General features: G+C 67.9%; 18 protein-coding genes and 4 tRNA genes. 13 read left to right on the forward strand and 9 right to left on the reverse strand.

The annotated features are described in order from the left end of the window. The first annotated feature begins 186 nt into the window (after window positions 1–186). The 4 genes from ASD43_RS11870 (at window position 187) to ASD43_RS11885 (ending at window position 3283) form a co-directional block, all read left to right on the forward strand. On the forward strand, window positions 187–1137 hold the full coding sequence (locus ASD43_RS11870) for an alpha/beta hydrolase (protein ID WP_082539467.1): 951 nt from the start codon (window positions 187–189) through the stop codon (window positions 1135–1137). Between the two features lie 61 nt (window positions 1138–1198). Beyond that, entirely contained in the window at window positions 1199–1618 is a 420-nt protein-coding gene (locus ASD43_RS11875) for a DoxX family protein (RefSeq protein ID WP_052677821.1), read from the forward strand. A gap of 57 nt (window positions 1619–1675) precedes the next feature. Continuing rightward, entirely contained in the window at window positions 1676–3025 is a 1350-nt protein-coding gene (locus ASD43_RS11880) for a cryptochrome/photolyase family protein (RefSeq protein ID WP_056417729.1), read from the forward strand. Between the two features lie 63 nt (window positions 3026–3088). Continuing rightward, entirely contained in the window at window positions 3089–3283 is a 195-nt protein-coding gene (locus tag ASD43_RS11885; RefSeq protein ID WP_056417733.1) for a hypothetical protein, read from the forward strand. A 36-nt stretch (window positions 3284–3319) separates the two neighbouring features. Here the strand turns inward: ASD43_RS11885 and ASD43_RS11890 are convergent, their stop codons facing one another. The 4 genes from ASD43_RS11890 to ASD43_RS11905 all read right to left on the reverse strand — a co-directional run bounded on the left by ASD43_RS11890 (window position 3320) and on the right by ASD43_RS11905 (window position 6048). Then, the gene (locus tag ASD43_RS11890; RefSeq protein ID WP_056417736.1) at window positions 3320–5536 is read right to left on the reverse strand and encodes an excalibur calcium-binding domain-containing protein; all 2217 of its coding nucleotides are present in this window, start codon (window positions 5534–5536) and stop codon (window positions 3320–3322) included. A gap of 218 nt (window positions 5537–5754) precedes the next feature. Next, window positions 5755–5826 (reverse strand) — tRNA-Val (locus ASD43_RS11895). Window positions 5827–5851: 25 nt separating this feature from the next. Further along, window positions 5852–5922 (reverse strand) — tRNA-Cys (locus tag ASD43_RS11900). 53 nt (window positions 5923–5975) lie between these two features. Beyond that, window positions 5976–6048: transfer RNA gene (locus ASD43_RS11905), tRNA-Gly, on the reverse strand. 152 nt (window positions 6049–6200) lie between these two features. On the opposite strand from ASD43_RS11905, the gene ASD43_RS11910 reads away from it, so the two are divergent. From ASD43_RS11910 to ASD43_RS11920, 3 genes are all read left to right on the forward strand, one after another. Then, window positions 6201–6273 (forward strand) — tRNA-Val (locus ASD43_RS11910). An 83-nt stretch (window positions 6274–6356) separates the two neighbouring features. Continuing rightward, window positions 6357–6809 carry a hypothetical protein gene (locus ASD43_RS11915; protein WP_056417739.1) on the forward strand — a complete coding sequence of 151 codons (453 nt, stop codon included), beginning with the start codon at window positions 6357–6359 and terminating at the stop codon, window positions 6807–6809. Between the two features lie 29 nt (window positions 6810–6838). Continuing rightward, on the forward strand, window positions 6839–7261 hold the full coding sequence (locus ASD43_RS11920) for a GIY-YIG nuclease family protein (protein ID WP_056417743.1): 423 nt from the start codon (window positions 6839–6841) through the stop codon (window positions 7259–7261). A 49-nt stretch (window positions 7262–7310) separates the two neighbouring features. Here ASD43_RS11920 and ASD43_RS11925 read toward each other — a convergent pair whose 3' ends face one another. Continuing rightward, window positions 7311–7691 (reverse strand): SPW repeat domain-containing protein, encoded by a 381-nt coding sequence (locus ASD43_RS11925; RefSeq protein WP_056417746.1) that lies wholly within the window; start codon window positions 7689–7691, stop codon window positions 7311–7313. 95 nt (window positions 7692–7786) lie between these two features. On the opposite strand from ASD43_RS11925, the gene ASD43_RS11930 reads away from it, so the two are divergent. Then, window positions 7787–8440, forward strand: a complete 654-nt coding sequence (locus ASD43_RS11930; RefSeq protein ID WP_056417748.1) for a Pr6Pr family membrane protein — start codon at window positions 7787–7789, stop codon at window positions 8438–8440. On the opposite strand, the gene ASD43_RS11935 is transcribed toward ASD43_RS11930, so the two are convergent. The 3 genes from ASD43_RS11935 to zapE form a co-directional block, all read right to left on the reverse strand. After that, window positions 8409–8954 (reverse strand): type II toxin-antitoxin system PemK/MazF family toxin, encoded by a 546-nt coding sequence (locus ASD43_RS11935; protein WP_082539371.1) that lies wholly within the window; start codon window positions 8952–8954, stop codon window positions 8409–8411. The two genes, ASD43_RS11930 and ASD43_RS11935, sit on opposite strands and share 32 nt — an antisense overlap. A 20-nt stretch (window positions 8955–8974) precedes the next feature. Then, the gene (locus tag ASD43_RS11940) at window positions 8975–10213 is read right to left on the reverse strand and encodes an ammonium transporter (protein WP_045255048.1); all 1239 of its coding nucleotides are present in this window, start codon (window positions 10211–10213) and stop codon (window positions 8975–8977) included. 114 nt (window positions 10214–10327) lie between these two features. Further along, window positions 10328–11377 carry a cell division protein ZapE gene (zapE, locus tag ASD43_RS11945; protein ID WP_056417750.1) on the reverse strand — a complete coding sequence of 350 codons (1050 nt, stop codon included), beginning with the start codon at window positions 11375–11377 and terminating at the stop codon, window positions 10328–10330. A gap of 148 nt (window positions 11378–11525) precedes the next feature. On the opposite strand from zapE, the gene ASD43_RS11950 reads away from it, so the two are divergent. Both ASD43_RS11950 and ASD43_RS11955 read left to right on the forward strand, forming a co-directional pair. After that, window positions 11526–12419 carry a sulfurtransferase gene (locus tag ASD43_RS11950; RefSeq protein ID WP_056417754.1) on the forward strand — a complete coding sequence of 298 codons (894 nt, stop codon included), beginning with the start codon at window positions 11526–11528 and terminating at the stop codon, window positions 12417–12419. A gap of 19 nt (window positions 12420–12438) precedes the next feature. Further along, a complete protein-coding gene (locus ASD43_RS11955; protein WP_056417757.1) occupies window positions 12439–12870 on the forward strand; it encodes a SufE family protein in 432 nt (143 codons plus the stop codon). Here the strand turns inward: ASD43_RS11955 and ASD43_RS11960 are convergent. Then, the gene (locus ASD43_RS11960) at window positions 12854–14008 is read right to left on the reverse strand and encodes an alpha/beta hydrolase family protein (RefSeq protein WP_056417761.1); all 1155 of its coding nucleotides are present in this window, start codon (window positions 14006–14008) and stop codon (window positions 12854–12856) included. The two genes, ASD43_RS11955 and ASD43_RS11960, sit on opposite strands and share 17 nt — an antisense overlap. Window positions 14009–14033: 25 nt before the next feature. Here ASD43_RS11960 and ASD43_RS11965 point away from each other — a divergent pair, with 25 nt between their 5' ends. The 3 genes from ASD43_RS11965 to ASD43_RS11975 all read left to right on the forward strand — a co-directional run bounded on the left by ASD43_RS11965 (window position 14034) and on the right by ASD43_RS11975 (window position 17080). Then, entirely contained in the window at window positions 14034–14615 is a 582-nt protein-coding gene (locus ASD43_RS11965; RefSeq protein WP_056417764.1) for a DUF3000 family protein, read from the forward strand. After that, window positions 14608–15801 (forward strand): ribonuclease D, encoded by a 1194-nt coding sequence (locus ASD43_RS11970; protein ID WP_056417767.1) that lies wholly within the window; start codon window positions 14608–14610, stop codon window positions 15799–15801. Before ASD43_RS11965 ends, ASD43_RS11970 begins: the two co-directional genes overlap by 8 nt. Before the next feature lie 73 nt (window positions 15802–15874). Further along, complete coding sequence (locus ASD43_RS11975) at window positions 15875–17080, forward strand: thiolase family protein (protein ID WP_056417768.1); 1206 nt, start codon at window positions 15875–15877, stop codon at window positions 17078–17080.

Here is a 17080-nt window from a genome sequence, read left to right on the forward strand (position 1 = left end):
GTCGGCATACATCCAGTATTTCGTGTGTGCGCCCGCCCCGGATCCGCCCGACGGATGACTTCCGCGTACTGCGAACGCGGTACCGAGGTGTGCACGGCGGGCTGACGCGCCGGTGGAACTCCTGCTCCAGGCTGGAGGACAGTCGCGCACCGCCCCTTCGACCCCGTGCGCGCCGGGAAGGCCATCGTGCGCACGTCTCTCAGAAGAGCCCTCATCGTCGCCGGGGCCGTCGGCACCCTGCTGGCGGTCGGACTGACGACCACCACCGTGGTGAACGCCGTGTCGACCGAGACGGAGAAGGACCGGATAGAGACATACGGTCGGACCGTGAGCGTCGACGGACGGTCGATGAACGTGGTCGTCAGCGGCGAGGGCGATCAGGACCTCGTCCTGCTCCCCGGCTTCGGCACCGCCTCGCCGGCCCTCGACTTCGAGCCTCTGGTCGCAGAACTCGCGCAGGACCACCGCGTCATCGTCGTGGAGCCGTTCGGCTACGGCCTGAGCGACGGCACCGAACGCGCGAGGACGACCGACAACATCGTGAACGAGATCCACGAGGCGCTGCAGGTGCTCGAGGTCGACCGCTACGTGGTGATGGGGCACTCGATCGCGGGCCTGTATGCGATCGAATATGCGAACCGGTACGCCGACGAGGTGACGGCATTCGTCGGGATCGACAGCAGCGTGCCGGGCCAGCCGAACATGGACACGGTCTTCCCCACCGGTCTGCTGGCCGCGGCCAAGAACCTCGGCCTGATCCGTCTGGTCGCGCACGCGTCCGGCGACGGTCTCGACGGGCTCGACTACGACGACGACGCGCGCGAACAGATGTCGCTGCTCAGCAACCGGAACTCGCTCACCCCCACCTACCTCGACGAGATGAACCGCATCAGGACCAACTTCGCGGATGCCGCGGGCACCGGCTTTCCCGTCGCGCTCCCCGTCCTGCTGTTCGTGGTCGCCGACAATGCCGGCAATCCGGACTGGATCGACCTCCACGAGAGCCAGGCAGCGGAGGTCGACGACGGAACAGTGATCCCCCTCGACGGCGAGCACTATCTTCATCACACGCACGCCCCCGAGATCGCCGACGATTTCCGTCTGTGGGAGGCCGATCGTCGGCTCCTCGTCGACTGACCCGCTGCGACGCGCCCCGGCGAACAGCGAGCCCTCGGACGCGCCGGGGTAGCGTGAGCGGATGATCAGAGCACTGGCGCGTTGGATCCTCGCACTCGCCCTGGGGGCGATCGGCATCGTCCATTTCGTGAGCACCCGAGGTTTCCGGGTCGTCGTCCCGGACTGGGCCACGAAGGCCACCCGCCTCGACAAGGACGCTATCGTGATCGCCTCCGGCGCCGCCGAGGTGGCCCTCGCGGTCGGGCTCCTCGCGCTGCCGAAGGAGAGACGACGCATCGGCGTCGCGACGGCCGCGTTCTTCGTCGCCGTCCTGCCCGGGAACGTGCACCAGTGGCGCACCCACCGTTCGACCCCCGGTCTCGATACCGAGGCGCGACGCTTCGGCCGACTGTTCTTCCAGCCGCTGCTGGTGCTCTGGGCACTGTGGGCGACTGCTCCCGATCCTGTTCCTGCTGTTCGCCCGTGGCGTCGTAGTCGCTGAGGCGCGCGGCACGCAACCCCTGCCCGCCGATTCCGTCGCGCGGGCGAGAATGGAGCCATGTCCTCCCCCTCGATCGTGTGGCTCCGTGACGACCTCCGCCTCGCCGACAACCCGGCGCTGCGCGCAGCCATCGACCGTGACGAGCCGATCGTCGTGCTCTACGTCCTCGACGAGGAGTCGCCCGGGATCCGGCCGTTCGGCGGCGCTGCGCGCTGGTGGCTGCACCATTCGCTCGCCTCGCTGAGCGGTCGCCTGCAAGACCTCGGGGCGACGTTGACGCTGCGGCGTGGGCCCGCCGAGCGCGTCGTCCGCGAGGCCGTGGCGGACACCGAGGCGAGCGCGGTGTTCTGGAACCGCCGGTACGGCGGAGCCGAGCGCGACATCGACGCTGCCCTGAAGGCCTCGCTCCGTGATGACGGGCTCGAGGTCGCCTCCTTCGCCGGTTCCCTGCTGCACGAACCCTGGACGGTGAAGACCGGGGGTGGGACCCACTTCTCGGTGTTCACTCCCTTCTGGCGAGCCTGCCTCGCCCTCCCCACACCCCGCGCACCGCTCGCCGCGCCGCGAAGCCTCGACGGGGTGTCGCCACCGCCGACCTCCGACGACCTCGACGACTGGGATCTCCTGCCGACCCGACCGGACTGGGCGGGCGGTCTGCGCGACACGTGGGAGCCCGGCGAGCCCGCCGCACGGGCCCGGCTGACGTCGTTCCTCAGCGACGACATCGGCACGTACGATCGCGCGAGGGACGAGCCGTCCGCCGGTGCCACCTCACTGCTCTCACCACGACTGCGCTGGGGCGAGCTGAGCCCGTTCACCGTCTGGCACGACGCCGTCGACGCTCACGGCGCCGCAGGATTCCTCTCGGAGCTGGGCTGGCGGGAGTTCGCGTGGCACACCGTGTTCCACTCCCCCGATCTGGCCACCGTGAACCTCCGCCGCCAGTTCGACGCGTTCCCCTGGCCGCCCCTCGACCCTGCTCAGCTCGCCGCGTGGCAGCGCGGCGACACCGGCATCCCGCTGGTCGATGCGGGCATGCGCGAACTGTGGCACAGCGGCTTCATGCACAACCGCGTGCGCATGGTCACCGCGTCATTCCTCGTCAAGAACCTCCTGATCGACTGGCGGCGCGGTGAGGAGTGGTTCTGGGACACCCTCGTCGATGCCGACGGCGCGAGCAACCCGTTCAACTGGCAATGGGTCGCAGGGTCCGGGGCCGATGCGGCGCCGTACTTCCGGGTGTTCAACCCCGAGCTCCAGGCCAAGAAGTTCGATCCGCAGGGGCTGTACATCTCGGAGTGGGCAGCGGATGCACCGACCGAGCCGATCGTCGATCTCGCGGCGACGCGCAAGGCGGCGCTCGCCGCCTACGACGTTGTCAAGCGCTCCTCGCCTGCGCCGAGCTGAGACGGGTCCACCCACAGGTCTCCCGGCGCTCGCGCGGGGCGAGCAGCACGATACGGTCGGTCCATGGACTTCCCCGCGCATTTCGCCCTGTCATCTGTCCTCGGTATCGCGATCTGGCTGATCTTTCTGCTCGTCGGATTGCTGCTCGCGTACCTGGTGATCCGCTTCGGTGTCTTCCACGGCCTGAGGGCGCACACACGGTGGATCGACGAGGGCAAAGACCGACGTCGAGACACGCACGAGCCCTACAACTCCTGAGCCGGGATCCGGAGCGTCGTCACCGCGCGGCGCGACTCAGCGCTCGCACATGATGCCGTCTCGATCGGCATCTCGCGCGATCGACTGGCGGTTGTACATCGAGGTCGATTCGTAGGGGTTGCCGACGAGAGGCTTCGCGACCCCGGACTTCTTGTCCGTGGTGACTCCGTTCTTGCGGATGCCGTCAGGGTAGTCCGCGTTGAGCGCGGCGCAGTTCCCGTAGACCTTTCCCGTCACAGGCACGGTCGCAACGCTCGCCTTCGTCACCGAGGCGTATCCCGACCGGGTACCCATCACTCTGACCGATAGCGTGGCGTACGCATCGGTCGGACGCACGGGATACGCAGCAGCTGTCCCACCCGGGACCGCGCTGCCGTTGCGGTACCACTGATAGGTGAATGTGGTGCCAGGGGTCCAGCTGCCGGGCGTGACCTTCAGCGTGTTGCCCACGGCTGCGGTGCCGCTGATGGTCGGTGTGGCGGCGACGAGAACTCTGGGGGTCTTCACCGATTCCTTGGACACGGTCGTGTGACCGGTGAGCGTGCCTGTCACTTTCACCGAGATCTGAGCGCCGGACTGGGATGCCGTCAGCGTGAAGGACTTCGCGGTGGCACCCGAGATCGCAGCGGAACCGGCGTACCACTGGTACGTGAATCCGGTTCCGGCGGTCCAGGCACCGGGTGCGGCCGTCAGCGTGCCGCCCACGACCGCGGTGCCGCTGATCGTCGGAGTGGCGGCGAGCAGGACCTTGAGGGTTTTGGTCGAGACCCTGGCCACGGTGGTGTGACCGGCGAGCGTGCCTGTCACCTTCACCGAGATCTGCGCACCGGACTGCGCGGGCGTCGGCATGTAGGTCTTCGCGGTGGCGCCGGAGATCGCAGCGGAACCGGCGTACCACTGGTACGTGAATCCGGTTCCGGCGGTCCAGGCACCGGGTGCGGCCGTCAGCGTGCCGCCCACGACCGCGGCGCCGCTGATCGTCGGAGTGGCGACGAGGGCCAGCTTCGTCGTCCTGCCCGAGGCCATGGCGGCGGTCGGGTACCCGGTGACAGCACCGGTGACCTTCACCGAGATCTGCTTCCCCGAGAGAGTGGAGAGCGGCACGAATGTGGAGGCCCGCGCCCCGCTGATCAGCGTGCCGTCGGCGTACCACTGGTAGGTGAAGGTCGTACCTGTGGTCCAGGTGCCCGGCGACGCCGTGAGCGTGTAGCCCACCGCAGCGGTGCCACTGATCGTCGGTATTCCGGCACGCGCCAGCTTCACGGTCTTCGCCGAGGTCGCACTGACAGTCGGGTAGCCGCCGAGCGTTCCGGTGACCTTCACCGAGATCTGCGTGTCGGCCTGAGCGGGCGTGGGGATGAACGTCGACGCCGTGGCATTGCCGATCGCGACGTTGCCGGCGAACCACTGGTAGCTGAAGGCGGTGCCCGCGGTCCATGTCCCCGGATTCGCCGTCAGCGTCGATCCCGTTGCAGCGGTGCCCGAGATGGACGGGGAGCCGGAGAGCAGCACCTTCTCGGTCGGCCGCGATGTCCCGCCGTTCGACACATGTCCGGCAATCGCCCCGGTCACCGAGACCGAGATCGCCGTGCTCGCCTGCACAGTCGTGAGCTTGTACGTCGCAGCGGTCGCACCGGCGATGATGACGTCGTCGGCGTACCACTGATAGGTCGAGGTCGTGCCGGACGTCCACCATTGGGTGGTCGCGGTGAGGGTGCTTCCGACCACCGGGGTTCCCGTGATCCGCGGGCGCTCTCCCTGGACGCGAGGAGTGAGCGTGAAGTCGATGCCGCTCACGGCTTCATCTGCGCCCACGTGCACGGGTGTGGCGCCGGCGAGGTCGAGGGAGTTCTGATAGAACTCCTCCACCCAGGGTGCGCCGGGCAGCTCATCGGGCCCACCGCAGTCGCATCCGTAACGGAACTGCACGGTGTACTCGCCGGCCGGGAGGTCGGTGATGGTGTAGCTGCCATCGGTGATCACCGACCATCGAGAGCCGACGCCCTGCGCCCACGGATCTCCTCCGGCACCGACGGGGATCGCGAAGATCCATCCGAAGTTCCCGCTGTCGATGCGCGCACCGGAGTCCGACGTGACCGTGCCCGAGATGGTCGCACCCGATGCCAGCGCCTCAGCCTCGATGCCCCGACTCTCGCCGGATGCGGCCATCGCCGGCGGAGCCCACAGGCCGCCGACCACAGCGATCGCGGCGATGACGGCTGTTGCGCTCGCGCGCGAAAAGAGAGTGTGCATGCGTCCCCAGATTTCAGCGAGCGAAGTGTCGCCGCTGCCTCTGAGCTGCCGCCGATACCTCGTCCGAGTTCCCTTGTGACAGATATAGCAGACATGACGGGCACCGTCACTCATGCTCACGATCCGGGCATAGACGCACGGTCGCCGGAACGAGGCGGTACGGTGCCACCACGGTCCGTAGATACGAAAAAACCCCCGGAAAACCGGGGGTTTCGTTGTGCGCGATACTGGGATCGAACCAGTGACCTCTTCCGTGTCAGGGAAGCGCGCTACCGCTGCGCCAATCGCGCCCATGTGGGCTATTCAGTTTGTGAGAGGTGGCGACGGGATTCGAACCCGTGTAAACGGCTTTGCAGGCCGGTGCCTAGCCGCTCGGCCACGCCACCGTGTGGATTGACCCCACGTGCGGAAGGCCCTCCGAAGAAGGCCCCTGCACTTGAGCGGATGACGAGACTCGAACTCGCGACCCCAACCTTGGCAAGGTTGTGCGCTACCAACTGCGCTACATCCGCGTTGTTCCCGGTTGTTGTCCCGGGCACTTATGAAACATTAGCCGATGATCGACCACTGTCAAAACCGGGAGCGAATCTCGCGCGTGTCCGCTGCGGTGGTGCGCGACGGCTCCGAGCGTCCGGTAGTATCGGTTGACGTACCCCTCGGGTATGGGCGATTGGCGCAGTTGGTAGCGCGCTTCCTTCACACGGAAGAGGTCATCGGTTCGAGTCCGGTATCGCCCACAGACAGGCCCCGCACATCCCACGATGTGCGGGGCTTTTTCCGTCGGTCGGGGGTCTCCCTCCGGGCTTGTTAGCCTGGCCGGGTGACCACACTGCTCGACGACTTCCTCTCCGGCGATCGCAGCCGGGTGATCCACGCCCTCTGGCAGACGATCGGTTCCCGGGACCCCGGAGAACTCGATCCCCTGGTCGCTGCCCTGCCCAGGATCAGACGAAAGGCGGGCGCGCTCGATCTGGGCGGCATGATCTACTCCAACAACGGGCATCTGGAGCATGCACTCACGAAGATCGAGCAGTATCGCGACGGGAAGTGCTGGTGCGCCGCGTACCCGGGCATCCTCACGAACGATCCGCGCAAGGAGGAGGCCGCCGGCCACATCGTGATCCGGTCGACGAGCGAACCGGGCTGGTCGATGACCTACCTCTGCGAGTGCACGGTCTGCGGGCAGGAGTTCGACGTCGAGCAGGGCGACCACCACTTCACCTGGTGGAACTGGGTGCCCCGCGGGCGCAAGCGGCGCCGCGGCGAGGTCTGACGTCGGCGGCCGCGGGTAGAGTCCCGACGGTGTCGCCCCTCCAGCTCCCGAGCCCGTGCTCCCTGTGCGGCCACGCCGACGCGGTGCGAGTGTCCGGCGCTCTGATGTGCGCCTGGTGCGGGTGGCGCTACGGCGACTCCCCCGACCCCGATCTCCCGCGTCCGGTGATCGAGGTCGTCTACTACATCCGCTACGCGCGTCGGGTGAAGATCGGCACGAGTCGCCGCCCGCGCCAGCGCCTGGGCAGCATCCGACACGAAGAGCTCCTCGCGTTCGAACCCGGAGGACGCGAGATCGAACAGGCGCGACATCGCGAGTTCGCGGACATCCGAGAGGGCGGCGAGTGGTTCACGCTCACGCCGCATCTCGAGAACCACATCGCCGGACTCCGCACGGTGGCCGACCCCTGGCAGCTCTATGCGCAGTGGGTGAGCCGCGCATCGCAGAACTGAAGCCCCGCACGGGACCGTGGTTCCGTACGGGGCTTCAGTGTGCAGAGCGTCAGGCGCGGGCTGCCTTGACCTTCGCGGGCTGCGGCTGCGAGAACAGGACCACGAGGATCACGGCGACGCCGACGACGACGTGAGGCACCCAGACGTTCGGCGCCTCGGTCGAGAAGCCGAAGATCCACGGCGACAGGGCGAGGAAGAGGCTGGCGACGACGTCGAAGACGAGGTGGACCGGCATCGGGATGAAGCCGAAGGGGCCCCACTCGTACTTGGTGAACAGACTGTAGACGATGAGGCCGACGCCGAGCACGATCGGGATGATCACGGCGGGTCCGCCGATGCCCGCGAAGCCGAACAGCCACGGCGCTGCGATCAGAGCCACACCGACGATGTAGTCGAGGATGCCGTGGACCTTGGTGGGGATGAAACGCATGATTCCTCCTTGATTTCGCCGCTGTGTGCGACTCACAGGTTGTTCGCAGTGCCCGCCGCAACGGATTGCCTCCACTGCGCTCCTAGGCTGGGGCGATGCGCACAGAGGCACTCCCCTCCCGCCGGGTCTCGGCGCTTCGCGGCGTCGTGGGGGCCGCGGTGATCGGCATCCTCGTCTTCACCTACGTCATCGGGATCCCTCGACAGGGACCGAGCCTCTTCGACTTCTTCGGCTACTTCACGAATCTGACGAGCCTGCTCGCGTGCCTCATCCTGCTGAGCACGAGCCTGCTCGGACTCCGTCGACGCCGCGTCCCGGCGGGTCTCACCACCGCGCGCGCAGTGGTGACCGCCTGCATGATCGTGGTGGCGCTCGTCTACAACCTGATCGTGCCGGGCACAGGCAGCGCTCCCGCGTGGGTGAGCCTCGTGCTGCACACCGTCTTCCCGCTGCTGCTGGTGCTCGACTGGCTGCGTGTGGGCGATCGGCCCCCGCAGCCGTGGCGTCTGCTCTGGCTGGTGCTGCCCTATCCGATGCTCTGGCTCCTCGTGGTGCTGGGCCGCGGCGTCACAGACGGATGGGTGCCGTACGGCTTCCTGCTCCCCGAGCGCGGTGTGGTGTCGCTCTCCACCACCGTCGCCGCCCTGCTGGTCGCGTTGCTCGTGGCTGCTGCCGCCGTGTGGGCGCTCAGCCGGGTGCCTGCGCCGATCTCGCGGGTCAGCCCGCGGTCCACCCGTAGCGGCCGGTGAGAGCGGTGGAGACGCGCCGGTAGCGAGACCGATCGAGCACGGCGGCTTCGCGCCGCAGTCCCGTCTCATGGACACTGTAGAGCAGCTCGATGTCGACCCAGGATTCTCTCCCCTGGGCGTCCCAGGCGCCGGAACCGATCGAGAGGAAGTCGCGCCGACCGTCGTGGGGCTTGCTCGTCATCCGCAGGGCGTAGACGCGATCGGATGACTGCCGCCCGATCACCAGCAGGGGCCGATCCTTGCCTCTGCCGTCGTTCTCCTCGTAGGGCACCCACGTCCAGATGATCTCGCCGGCATCCGGGGCGCCGTCACGCTGGGGCGCATAGCCGATGACCAGGTCGCCGACCGACGAAGGGTCGATCCGCACCGTGTCGGTGCCGTGCGTCTCGGTAGTGGAGCGCAGACGCGAGACCGGGCGTCTCGGACGAGTGTTCGTCCGAGACGCCCGGTCAGATCCCAGTGCTGTGAAGAGGATCTCCGCGAGTCGTGCCAGGATGCCGTTGCGATTGCTCACACGGTCACCCTAACGGCAGGTCAGGCGTCAGCGAGCGCGTAGCCCTCCTCGCCGTGCACGACCTGGTCGACACCGGCGATCTCGTCCTCGTTCGTGACGCGGAAGCCGATCGTCTTCTCGATCGCGAAGCCGATGATGAAGGCGACGACGAAGGAGTAGATCAGGACGCCGAGAGCGGCGATCACCTGGACGGCGAGCTGGCGGGCGTCGCCGCCGACGAACAGTCCGGTGCCGGTGGCGAAGAAGCCGAGGTACAGGGTTCCGATGAGCCCACCGACGAGGTGGATGCCGACGACGTCGAGCGAGTCGTCGAAGCCGAGGCGGAACTTCAGCTCGATCGCCAGTGCGCAGACCACACCGGCCAGCAGACCCAGCAGCAGCGCCCAGCCCGGCGTCAGGTTCGCGCACGCCGGGGTGATCGCGACGAGTCCGGCGACCGCACCCGATGCCGCGCCCACGGAGGTGGGCTTGCCGTCCTTGATCTTCTCGATGAGGATCCAGCCGAGGATGGCTGCAGCGGTGGCGCCGAGCGTGTTGATGCCGATGAGTCCGACACCGCCCATGTCCTCAGACAGCCACTCCGCACCGGCATTGAAGCCGAACCAGCCGAACCACAGCAGGGCGGCGCCGAGCAGCGTCAGAGGCACGTTGTGCGGCTTCAGGATGCCCTTCTGGAAGCCGATGCGCTTGCCGAGGACGAGCGCGAGGGCGAGGGCCGCGGCTCCCGCGTTGATGTGCACCGCGGTACCACCGGCGTAGTCGATCACGCCGATCCCGCTGTCCTCGCCGAAGAGCGTGGTGCCGAGGTTCATGATCCATCCGCCACCCCAGACCCAGGCGGCGACGGGGAAGTATCCGACGGTGGCGAAGACGCCGGCGAAGATCAGCCAGCTGCCGAACTTCGCGCGGTCGGCGATGGCACCCGAGATCAGGGCCACCGTGATGATCGCGAACGTCGCACCGTAGGCGACGCCGAGCAGAGCGACGTTCGAGCCTTCACCGGCCGCGAGGCTGGAGAGGCCGATGTCGGCGAAGGGGTTGCCTGCGAAGGCGGTGGGGCTGTCGACAGCGCTCATCGAGAATCCGAAGAGGATCCAGAGCACTGCGACGAGGCCGATCGAGCCGAAGCTCATCATCATCATGCTGACGACGCTCTTGGCCTTCACGAGGCCGCCGTAGAAGAAGGCGACGCCGGGCGTCATGAGCAGTACGAGGGCGGTCGCGGTGATCGCCCAGGAGATGTTGCCTGGAGCATCCATAGTCAAACCTCACATTCGGGAACTGAGAGCTTCAGTGTGACGAGGCCCGATTTCCGGAATGCGTGAGGTTTGTTGCGGCGACGTTACAGGAGCGCCCCGGGTGTGAACATCGCGTTACGCGACACTGCGATCCGCGTGTGTAAGTGCATTGAGTCTGGAGATGGCGCGCAGATACTTCTTGCGGTATCCCCCGCCCAGCATCTCCTCGGCGAACACCTGGTCGAGGCTCACGCCGGTGGCGACGATCGGGATCTGCGCGTCGTACACCCGGTCGACGAACGCGACGAATCGCAGCGCCTCGGACTGATCCGTCAGCACCTGCACGTCTCGCAGACCCACGAGGTCGAGACCGGAGATGACACGGAGGTACCTCGAGGGGTGCACTCGAGCGAGATGGCGGATGACATCGCCGAAGGTGTCGTCGGACGCGGTGCCGCTCGCGGACCTCGTCTCGACGGCCTTCCCGTACTCGGCGTCGTCGCTCACGACCGCGTGACCGTCGAGGGCGCGCTGACGGAAGTCGACGCCGTCGATGCGGATGGTCTGGAAGCTGTCCGCCATGGCGTGGATCTCGCGCAGGAAGTCCTGCGCCGCGAATCGTCCCTCCCCGAGCGCGTTCGGCGGAGTGTTCGAGGTCGCCGCGAGCTTCGTGCCCGTGGGTACCAGCTCGCCGATGAGACGGGTCATCACCATCGTGTCGCCCGGATCATCGAGCTCGAACTCATCGATGCAGAGCAGATCCGCGCCCTTGAGGAGGTCGATCGTGTTCTTGTATCCGAGTGCACCCACGAGAGCGGTGTACTCGATGAAGGATCCGAAGTACTTCCGACGAGCAGGCATCGCGTGATAGATCGCCGCGAGCAGGTGGGTCTTGCCGACGCCGAATCCGCCGTCGAGGTAGACCCCGGGTTTGGCCTCGGGTTCCTTCTTCGCCCTGCTGAAGAACCCGCCGCGCTTGATCGGGGCGCCGGGGCCCGCGAAGCGGATCAGCATCTCCTTGGCCTCCTCCTGCGAGGGATAGGCGGCATCCGCCCGATAGCTCTCGAAGGTGGCGCCGTCGAACTGCGGCGGCGGGACGAGACTCGCCAGCATCTCCGGACCGGAGACGGTCGGCTGGCGGTCGGTCAGGTGCACGATGCCCGTGCGGCTGGGCGTGTCGGTCATCAGAGTCCTGTATCGGGGGGCGCACCTGTGTCGAAGTCTTACGAATCGGGTGCAGGGCGCACGGCGTGGATCTATCGTCGAAGTATCGGCTCCACATTACGCCGTCACCACCCTGCACCATCGCCGCTCACCGTCTGAGGAGATCCCTGTGGCCATCGAGTTCGACACCACCTCACCCAAGTTCGCCGAGTACTCCGATCCGGGGCGGCTCGTGAGCACGGAGTGGCTCGCCGAGCGCCTGGGAACACCGGGCCTGGTCGTGGTGGAATCCGACGAGGACGTCCTGCTCTACGAGACGGGGCACATTCCCGGTGCGGTGAAGGTCGACTGGCACACCGAGCTCAACGACCCCGTGGTGCGTGACTACGTCGACGGCGAGGGCTTCGCGACGCTGCTCAGCCGCAAAGGGATCTCCCGCGACGACACCGTCGTGATCTACGGCGACAAGAACAACTGGTGGGCCGCCTACGCGCTCTGGGTCTTCTCGCTGTTCGGCCATGAGGATGTGCGTCTGCTCGACGGCGGCCGTGACCGCTGGATCTCCGAGGGACGCGAGATCACGCGCGACGCACCGACGCCCACGCCGACCGAGTACCCGATCGTCGAGCGCGACGACTCCGTCATCCGCGCCTACAAGGACGATGTGCTCGCCCACATCGGCAGCCCGCTGATCGACGTGCGCTCTCCCGAGGAGTACAACGGTGAGCGCACCACCGCGCCCGCGTACCCCGAAGAGGGCACGCTGCGAGCCGGCCACATCCCCACCGCCCAGAGCGTGCCGTGGGCCAAGGCAGTGGCGGAGGACGGCGGATTCCGCCCGCGCGCCGAACTCGATGCCATCTACCGCGACGGCGCCGGACTCGCGGACGGCGACGAGGTCGTCGCGTACTGCCGGATCGGTGAGCGATCCAGCCACACCTGGTTCGTGCTCACGCACCTGCTGGGGTTCGAGAACGTGCGCAACTACGACGGTTCCTGGACCGAGTGGGGCAGCGCGGTGCGGGTGCCGATCGTGACAGGCTCGGAGCCCGGTTCCCTCTGACCGTGGGAGAATGACGGGGATGAGCACCAGCCGAGTTCCTGACACCCTCGCCGAGATCCGCGACGGATTCCTGGAGACCCCCGAGGCCGATCGTCTACTGCTCCTGCTGGAGTATTCCGACGAGCTGCCAGAGGTCTCCGAGGACGTCGCGAATCATCCCGAGATGTGCGAGCGCGTGGCCGAATGCCAGTCGCCCGTCTACATCTACGTCGAGGTCGACGAGGGCATCGTCACGATGCACGCCACCGCTCCGCCGGAGGCTCCGACGACGCGCGGGTTCGCGAGCATCCTGGTGCAGGGGATCTCCGGCCTCACCGCCGACGAGGTGCTGGCGATCCCCGACGACTACCCGCAGTCGATCGGCCTCACCAAGGCCGTCTCGCCGCTGCGGATCGGTGGCATGACCGGAATGCTGATGCGCGCCAAGAAGCAGGTCAGTCAGAAGCGCTGAAACCCTGCGCGGTCAGCCATCCGGTGATCGCGGCGTTCCAGCCGTTCTGGTCGTAGTTCCACAGCTTCGTGTGCCGAGCGACCGAGAAGCTCGGCATCGTCACGAGATCCGGCCGGGCCCGCTGCAGCGCGTGCGAGGCATCTGCCGGCACGAAACCGTCGTCGTCGCTGTGCAGGATCAGGATCGGCACCGCCAGTTCGTCGGCCCTCGCGACCATGTCGAGACGGTCGAAGGGGATGGCGTCCTCCGCCCCGCTGAGTCGCGCGGTCAGCGGCACCGAGAGTGCACTCATGGCGAGGTCCGGAAGGGGCGCCCGCATCCCCGCCTCCCTGGCCTGATACCGGAGCACGGTCCGCCAGTCGATCACCGGGGATTCGAGGATGAGCCCGGCGATGCGGTCGCGATGGCCCGAGTTGACGGCGGTCTGCAGTGACACCGCACCGCCCATCGACCACCCCATCAGGATCACCCGCTCGGCTCCGTGCCGCAGCGCGTAGGCCACCGCCGCATCGACGTCGCGCCATTCTGCTGCCCCGAGGGCGTAGGCCCCCGCACGGCTGCGCGGCGCCTCGCCGTCGTTGCGGTACGAGACCACCAGATTCGGGAATCCCGCCGCATGGAGCACCGGCACTGCCCGCAGGCACTCGGCACGCGTCACTCCGCGTCCGTGCACCTGGATGACCCAGGTCGAGGACTCCGCGGGGAAGAACCACGCGGGGCAGGGGCCGGCGGGCGACCCGATCAGCACGTTCTCCCATCGCAGGTGCAGCTCGCTCGGCGTCGCGTAGTACCAGCCGCTGAACGCCGCATCCCGGTCGACCTGAGCGCCGGTCTCGATCTCGGTCAGCAGCTTGCGTCGCACACTGGTCGCGTCGACGCTGAGCACCGCACCGAGCTTGACGTAGCCATAGGTGCCCGAGGTGAACAGGCCGTAGCGCCCCGGCAGCTCGGTGTCGCGCGTACGGGACAGCTCGATGGTCTGCGCACCGGTGTCGACAGCGAGGATCCGCGCATCCGCCGGACGTTTCGCCGGAATCACCACCCGCCGTGCGATGCGCAGCACGAGCAGGGTCATCGCCGCCCCGAGAGCGAGCAGCACAGGGACAAGGAGCGCAACGGCGTGCCTGAGACTCTTCATCGCTTCCTGACTCTAGCCTGTTGCCGTGACCGCACACCCCGATGCCGGGACGATCTTCGACGACGCCGTGGCCGAATTGCGTGATATCGCGTTCCGCGCGGACATCACGATCCGAGAGATCCCCACGCCGCAAGGCCTCGCCCCGCATGCGCTGGCGCTCGCCGCTGACGTCCGCCCGGACGACGACGGCGAGTCCGCATACGGCACCGGCCGTTTCGTGCTCCTGCACGATCCCGACACCCCCAGCGCCTGGGACGGCGCCTGGCGCATCGTCATCTTCGCCCAGGCCCCGCTGGAGACCGAGATCGGCACCGACCCGCTCCTCGCCGATGTCACCTGGTCCTGGCTCGTCGACGCCCTGGACTCCCGTGGAGCGGTCTACCACTCGGCATCCGGCACGTCGACCAAGACGCTGTCGAAGGGCTTCGGGACCCTCTCTCTCGAGGGCGACGGCGCTCAGATAGAATTGAGGGCGTCCTGGACACCCGATGGCCCCTTCGCCCCCCATGTCGAAGCCTGGGTCGAGCTGGTCGGGATGCTGGCGGGTCTTCCGCCCGGTTCCGAGGGCATCGCCGTGATCGGCGCTCGAAAGGCAGCACGTGACTGAATACTCCGTGATCTCCGACGTGTCGGAGTTCCGTGCGGCCTGCGCCGCCCTGACAGCAGGCTCGGGCCCGGTCGCCGTCGATGTGGAGCGGGCATCCGGATTCCGCTACTCCCAGCGTGCGTACCTGGTGCAGGTGTACCGCCGCGACGCCGGCGTCTTCCTGTTCGATCCGCCGGCGATCGGCGACTTCTCGCCGCTGCAGGAAGCCATCGGAGACGTGCTGTGGGTCTTCCACGCGGCCAGCCAGGACCTGCCCTCGCTGCGGGAGCTCGACCTCGTGCCGCACTCCATCTTCGACACCGAACTCGCCTCGCGACTGCTCGGTCATGAGCGCGTCGGTCTCGCCGCCGTGGTCGAGAACGCCCTCGGCATCACGCTCAAGAAGGAGCACTCCGCGGCGGACTGGTCGACCCGCCCCCTGCCCGCCGCGTGGCTGGAGTACGCGGCACTGGACGTGCTGCACCTGATCGACGTGTACGAGATCCTGCAGGCAGAGCTCGAGGATCAGGGGAAGACCGAGTTCGCCGCCGAAGAGTTCGCTGCGACGCTCACCCGCCTGCCGAAGCCGCCCCGCGAGGACCCGTGGCGACGGCTCAGCGGACTGCACCAGGTGCGCGGGGCTCGCAACCTGGCCGTCGCACGCTCCCTCTGGCAGGCTCGCGAGTCGTTCGCCCAGGACCAGGACGTCTCCCCCGGGCGACTCGTTCCGGACCGGTCGCTGGTCGCCGCCGTGCTCGCCAACCCCCAGAGCAAGCAGGCCCTCGCCGGCACCAAGGAGTTCCAGGGCCGAGCGAGTCGCTCTCAGATCGATCGGTGGTGGCAGGCCATGGTGGCCGGCCGCTCGACCGAGGATCTTCCGCGCGAACGCGTGCCGAGCGACACTCTTCCTCCTCCCCGCGCATGGGCGGACCGCAATCCCGAGGCCGATGCGCGTCTGAAGGCGGCACGCCCCGTGGTGGAGGCGACGGCCGAGGAGATGGGCATGCCCACCGAGAACCTGCTGACCCCCGACTACCTCCGTCGCGTCGCCTGGGATGTGCCGGGCCCGACCGCCGAGGACATCGGAGCAGCGCTCGAAGCGCTCGGCGCCCGCCCCTGGCAGATTGCACAGACCGCACAGAAGATCGCCGACGCCTTTGTAGAGGCGGCGCAAACCCCGGACGAGACGCCCGCAGACGCTTCGTAGGTTCGATCCAACCGATTCCTCCCGGTTTCCGGCCCTCCATAGACTGAGGCCACCGCACAAACTTGGAGGCAGAGTGGCCGAGATCTCGGACGTCTTCTTCGTCGATGGAGTGCGCACCCCCTTCGGGCGCGCCGGCGAAAAAGGCATGTACTGGAACACCCGCGCAGACGACCTCGCCGTGAAGGCGACCATCGGCCTGATGGAGCGGAACGCCGCGGTTCCCACGGACCGCATCGACGATGTCGCCATCGCCGCGACCAGCCAGACGGGTGACCAGGGCCTCACGCTCGGCCGTTCCGTCGCGATCCTGGCCGGTCTTCCGCAGACCGTGCCCGGCCTCGCCGTCGAGCGCATGTGCGCCGGCGCGATGACGAGTGTCACCACCATGGGCGCCTCGATCGGTGTCGGCATGTACGACTTCGCCCTCGCCGGCGGAGTCGAGCACATGGGGCACCACCCGATCGGCGCCAACGCCGACCCGAACCCGCGCTTCGTCGCGGAGAAGATGGTCGACCCCGGGGCCCTGAACATGGGGGTGACCGCGGAGCGCATCTTCGATCGCTTCCCGCATCTGACCAAGGAGCGCTCCGACCGGTTCGGCATGCTCAGCCAGCACAAGGTGCAGGCGGCCTACGAGGCCGGCAAGATCCAGCCCGACCTCGTCCCGGTCGCGACCAAGACCGCCGACGGCGCCTGGGGTCTCGCCACGGAGGACGAGGGCCGACGCCCGCAGACGACCATGGCGGATCTCGCCGCACTCAAGACGCCCTTCCGCCCGCATGGCCGCGTGACCGCGGGCACGTCGTCGCCGCTGACCGACGGGGCGACCATGTCGCTGCTCGCCGGTGGCGGGGCGGTGAAGGAGTTCGGACTCGCGCCGAAGATGCGCATGGTGTCGTTCGCGTTCGCGGGGGTGCAGCCCGAGATCATGGGCATCGGTCCGATCCCCTCGACCGAGAAGGCTCTGAAGAAGGCCGGGCTGACGATCGCCGACATCGGGCTGTTCGAGCTCAACGAGGCCTTCGCGATCCAGGTCATCTCGCTGCTCGACCACTTCGGCATCGCCGACGACGACCCCCGGGTCAACCAGTGGGGCGGCGCCATCGCACTCGGGCACCCGCTCGCGGCGTCCGGCGTACGTCTGATGATCCAGCTCGCGGCGCAGTTCGCTGAGCGTCCCGACGTGCGCTACGGCCTGACGGCCATGTGCGTCGGTCTCGGACAGGGCGGCTCCGTCATCTGGGAGAACCCGCACTACGACGGCAAGAAGAGGAAGTAA

Source organism: Microbacterium sp. Root553, assembly GCF_001426995.1.
Taxonomy (GTDB): Bacteria; Actinomycetota; Actinomycetes; order Actinomycetales; family Microbacteriaceae; genus Microbacterium.

What these genes read in the sequence shown, in the direction of transcription:
- ASD43_RS11875 (WP_052677821.1), top strand. Translation starts at nt 1,199, where the DNA reads ATGATCAGAGCACTGGCGCGTTGGATCCTCGCACTCGCCCTGGGGGCG.
- ASD43_RS11880 (WP_056417729.1), top strand. Translation starts at nt 1,676, where the DNA reads ATGTCCTCCCCCTCGATCGTGTGGCTCCGTGACGACCTCCGCCTCGCC.
- ASD43_RS11885 (WP_056417733.1), top strand. Translation starts at nt 3,089, where the DNA reads ATGGACTTCCCCGCGCATTTCGCCCTGTCATCTGTCCTCGGTATCGCG.
- ASD43_RS11890 (WP_056417736.1), bottom strand. Translation starts at nt 5,536, where the DNA reads ATGCACACTCTCTTTTCGCGCGCGAGCGCAACAGCCGTCATCGCCGCG.
- ASD43_RS11925 (WP_056417746.1), bottom strand. Translation starts at nt 7,691, where the DNA reads ATGCGTTTCATCCCCACCAAGGTCCACGGCATCCTCGACTACATCGTC.
- ASD43_RS11930 (WP_056417748.1), top strand. Translation starts at nt 7,787, where the DNA reads ATGCGCACAGAGGCACTCCCCTCCCGCCGGGTCTCGGCGCTTCGCGGC.
- ASD43_RS11940 (WP_045255048.1), bottom strand. Translation starts at nt 10,213, where the DNA reads ATGGATGCTCCAGGCAACATCTCCTGGGCGATCACCGCGACCGCCCTC.
- zapE (WP_056417750.1), bottom strand. Translation starts at nt 11,377, where the DNA reads ATGACCGACACGCCCAGCCGCACGGGCATCGTGCACCTGACCGACCGC.
- ASD43_RS11955 (WP_056417757.1), top strand. Translation starts at nt 12,439, where the DNA reads ATGAGCACCAGCCGAGTTCCTGACACCCTCGCCGAGATCCGCGACGGA.
- ASD43_RS11960 (WP_056417761.1), bottom strand. Translation starts at nt 14,008, where the DNA reads ATGAAGAGTCTCAGGCACGCCGTTGCGCTCCTTGTCCCTGTGCTGCTC.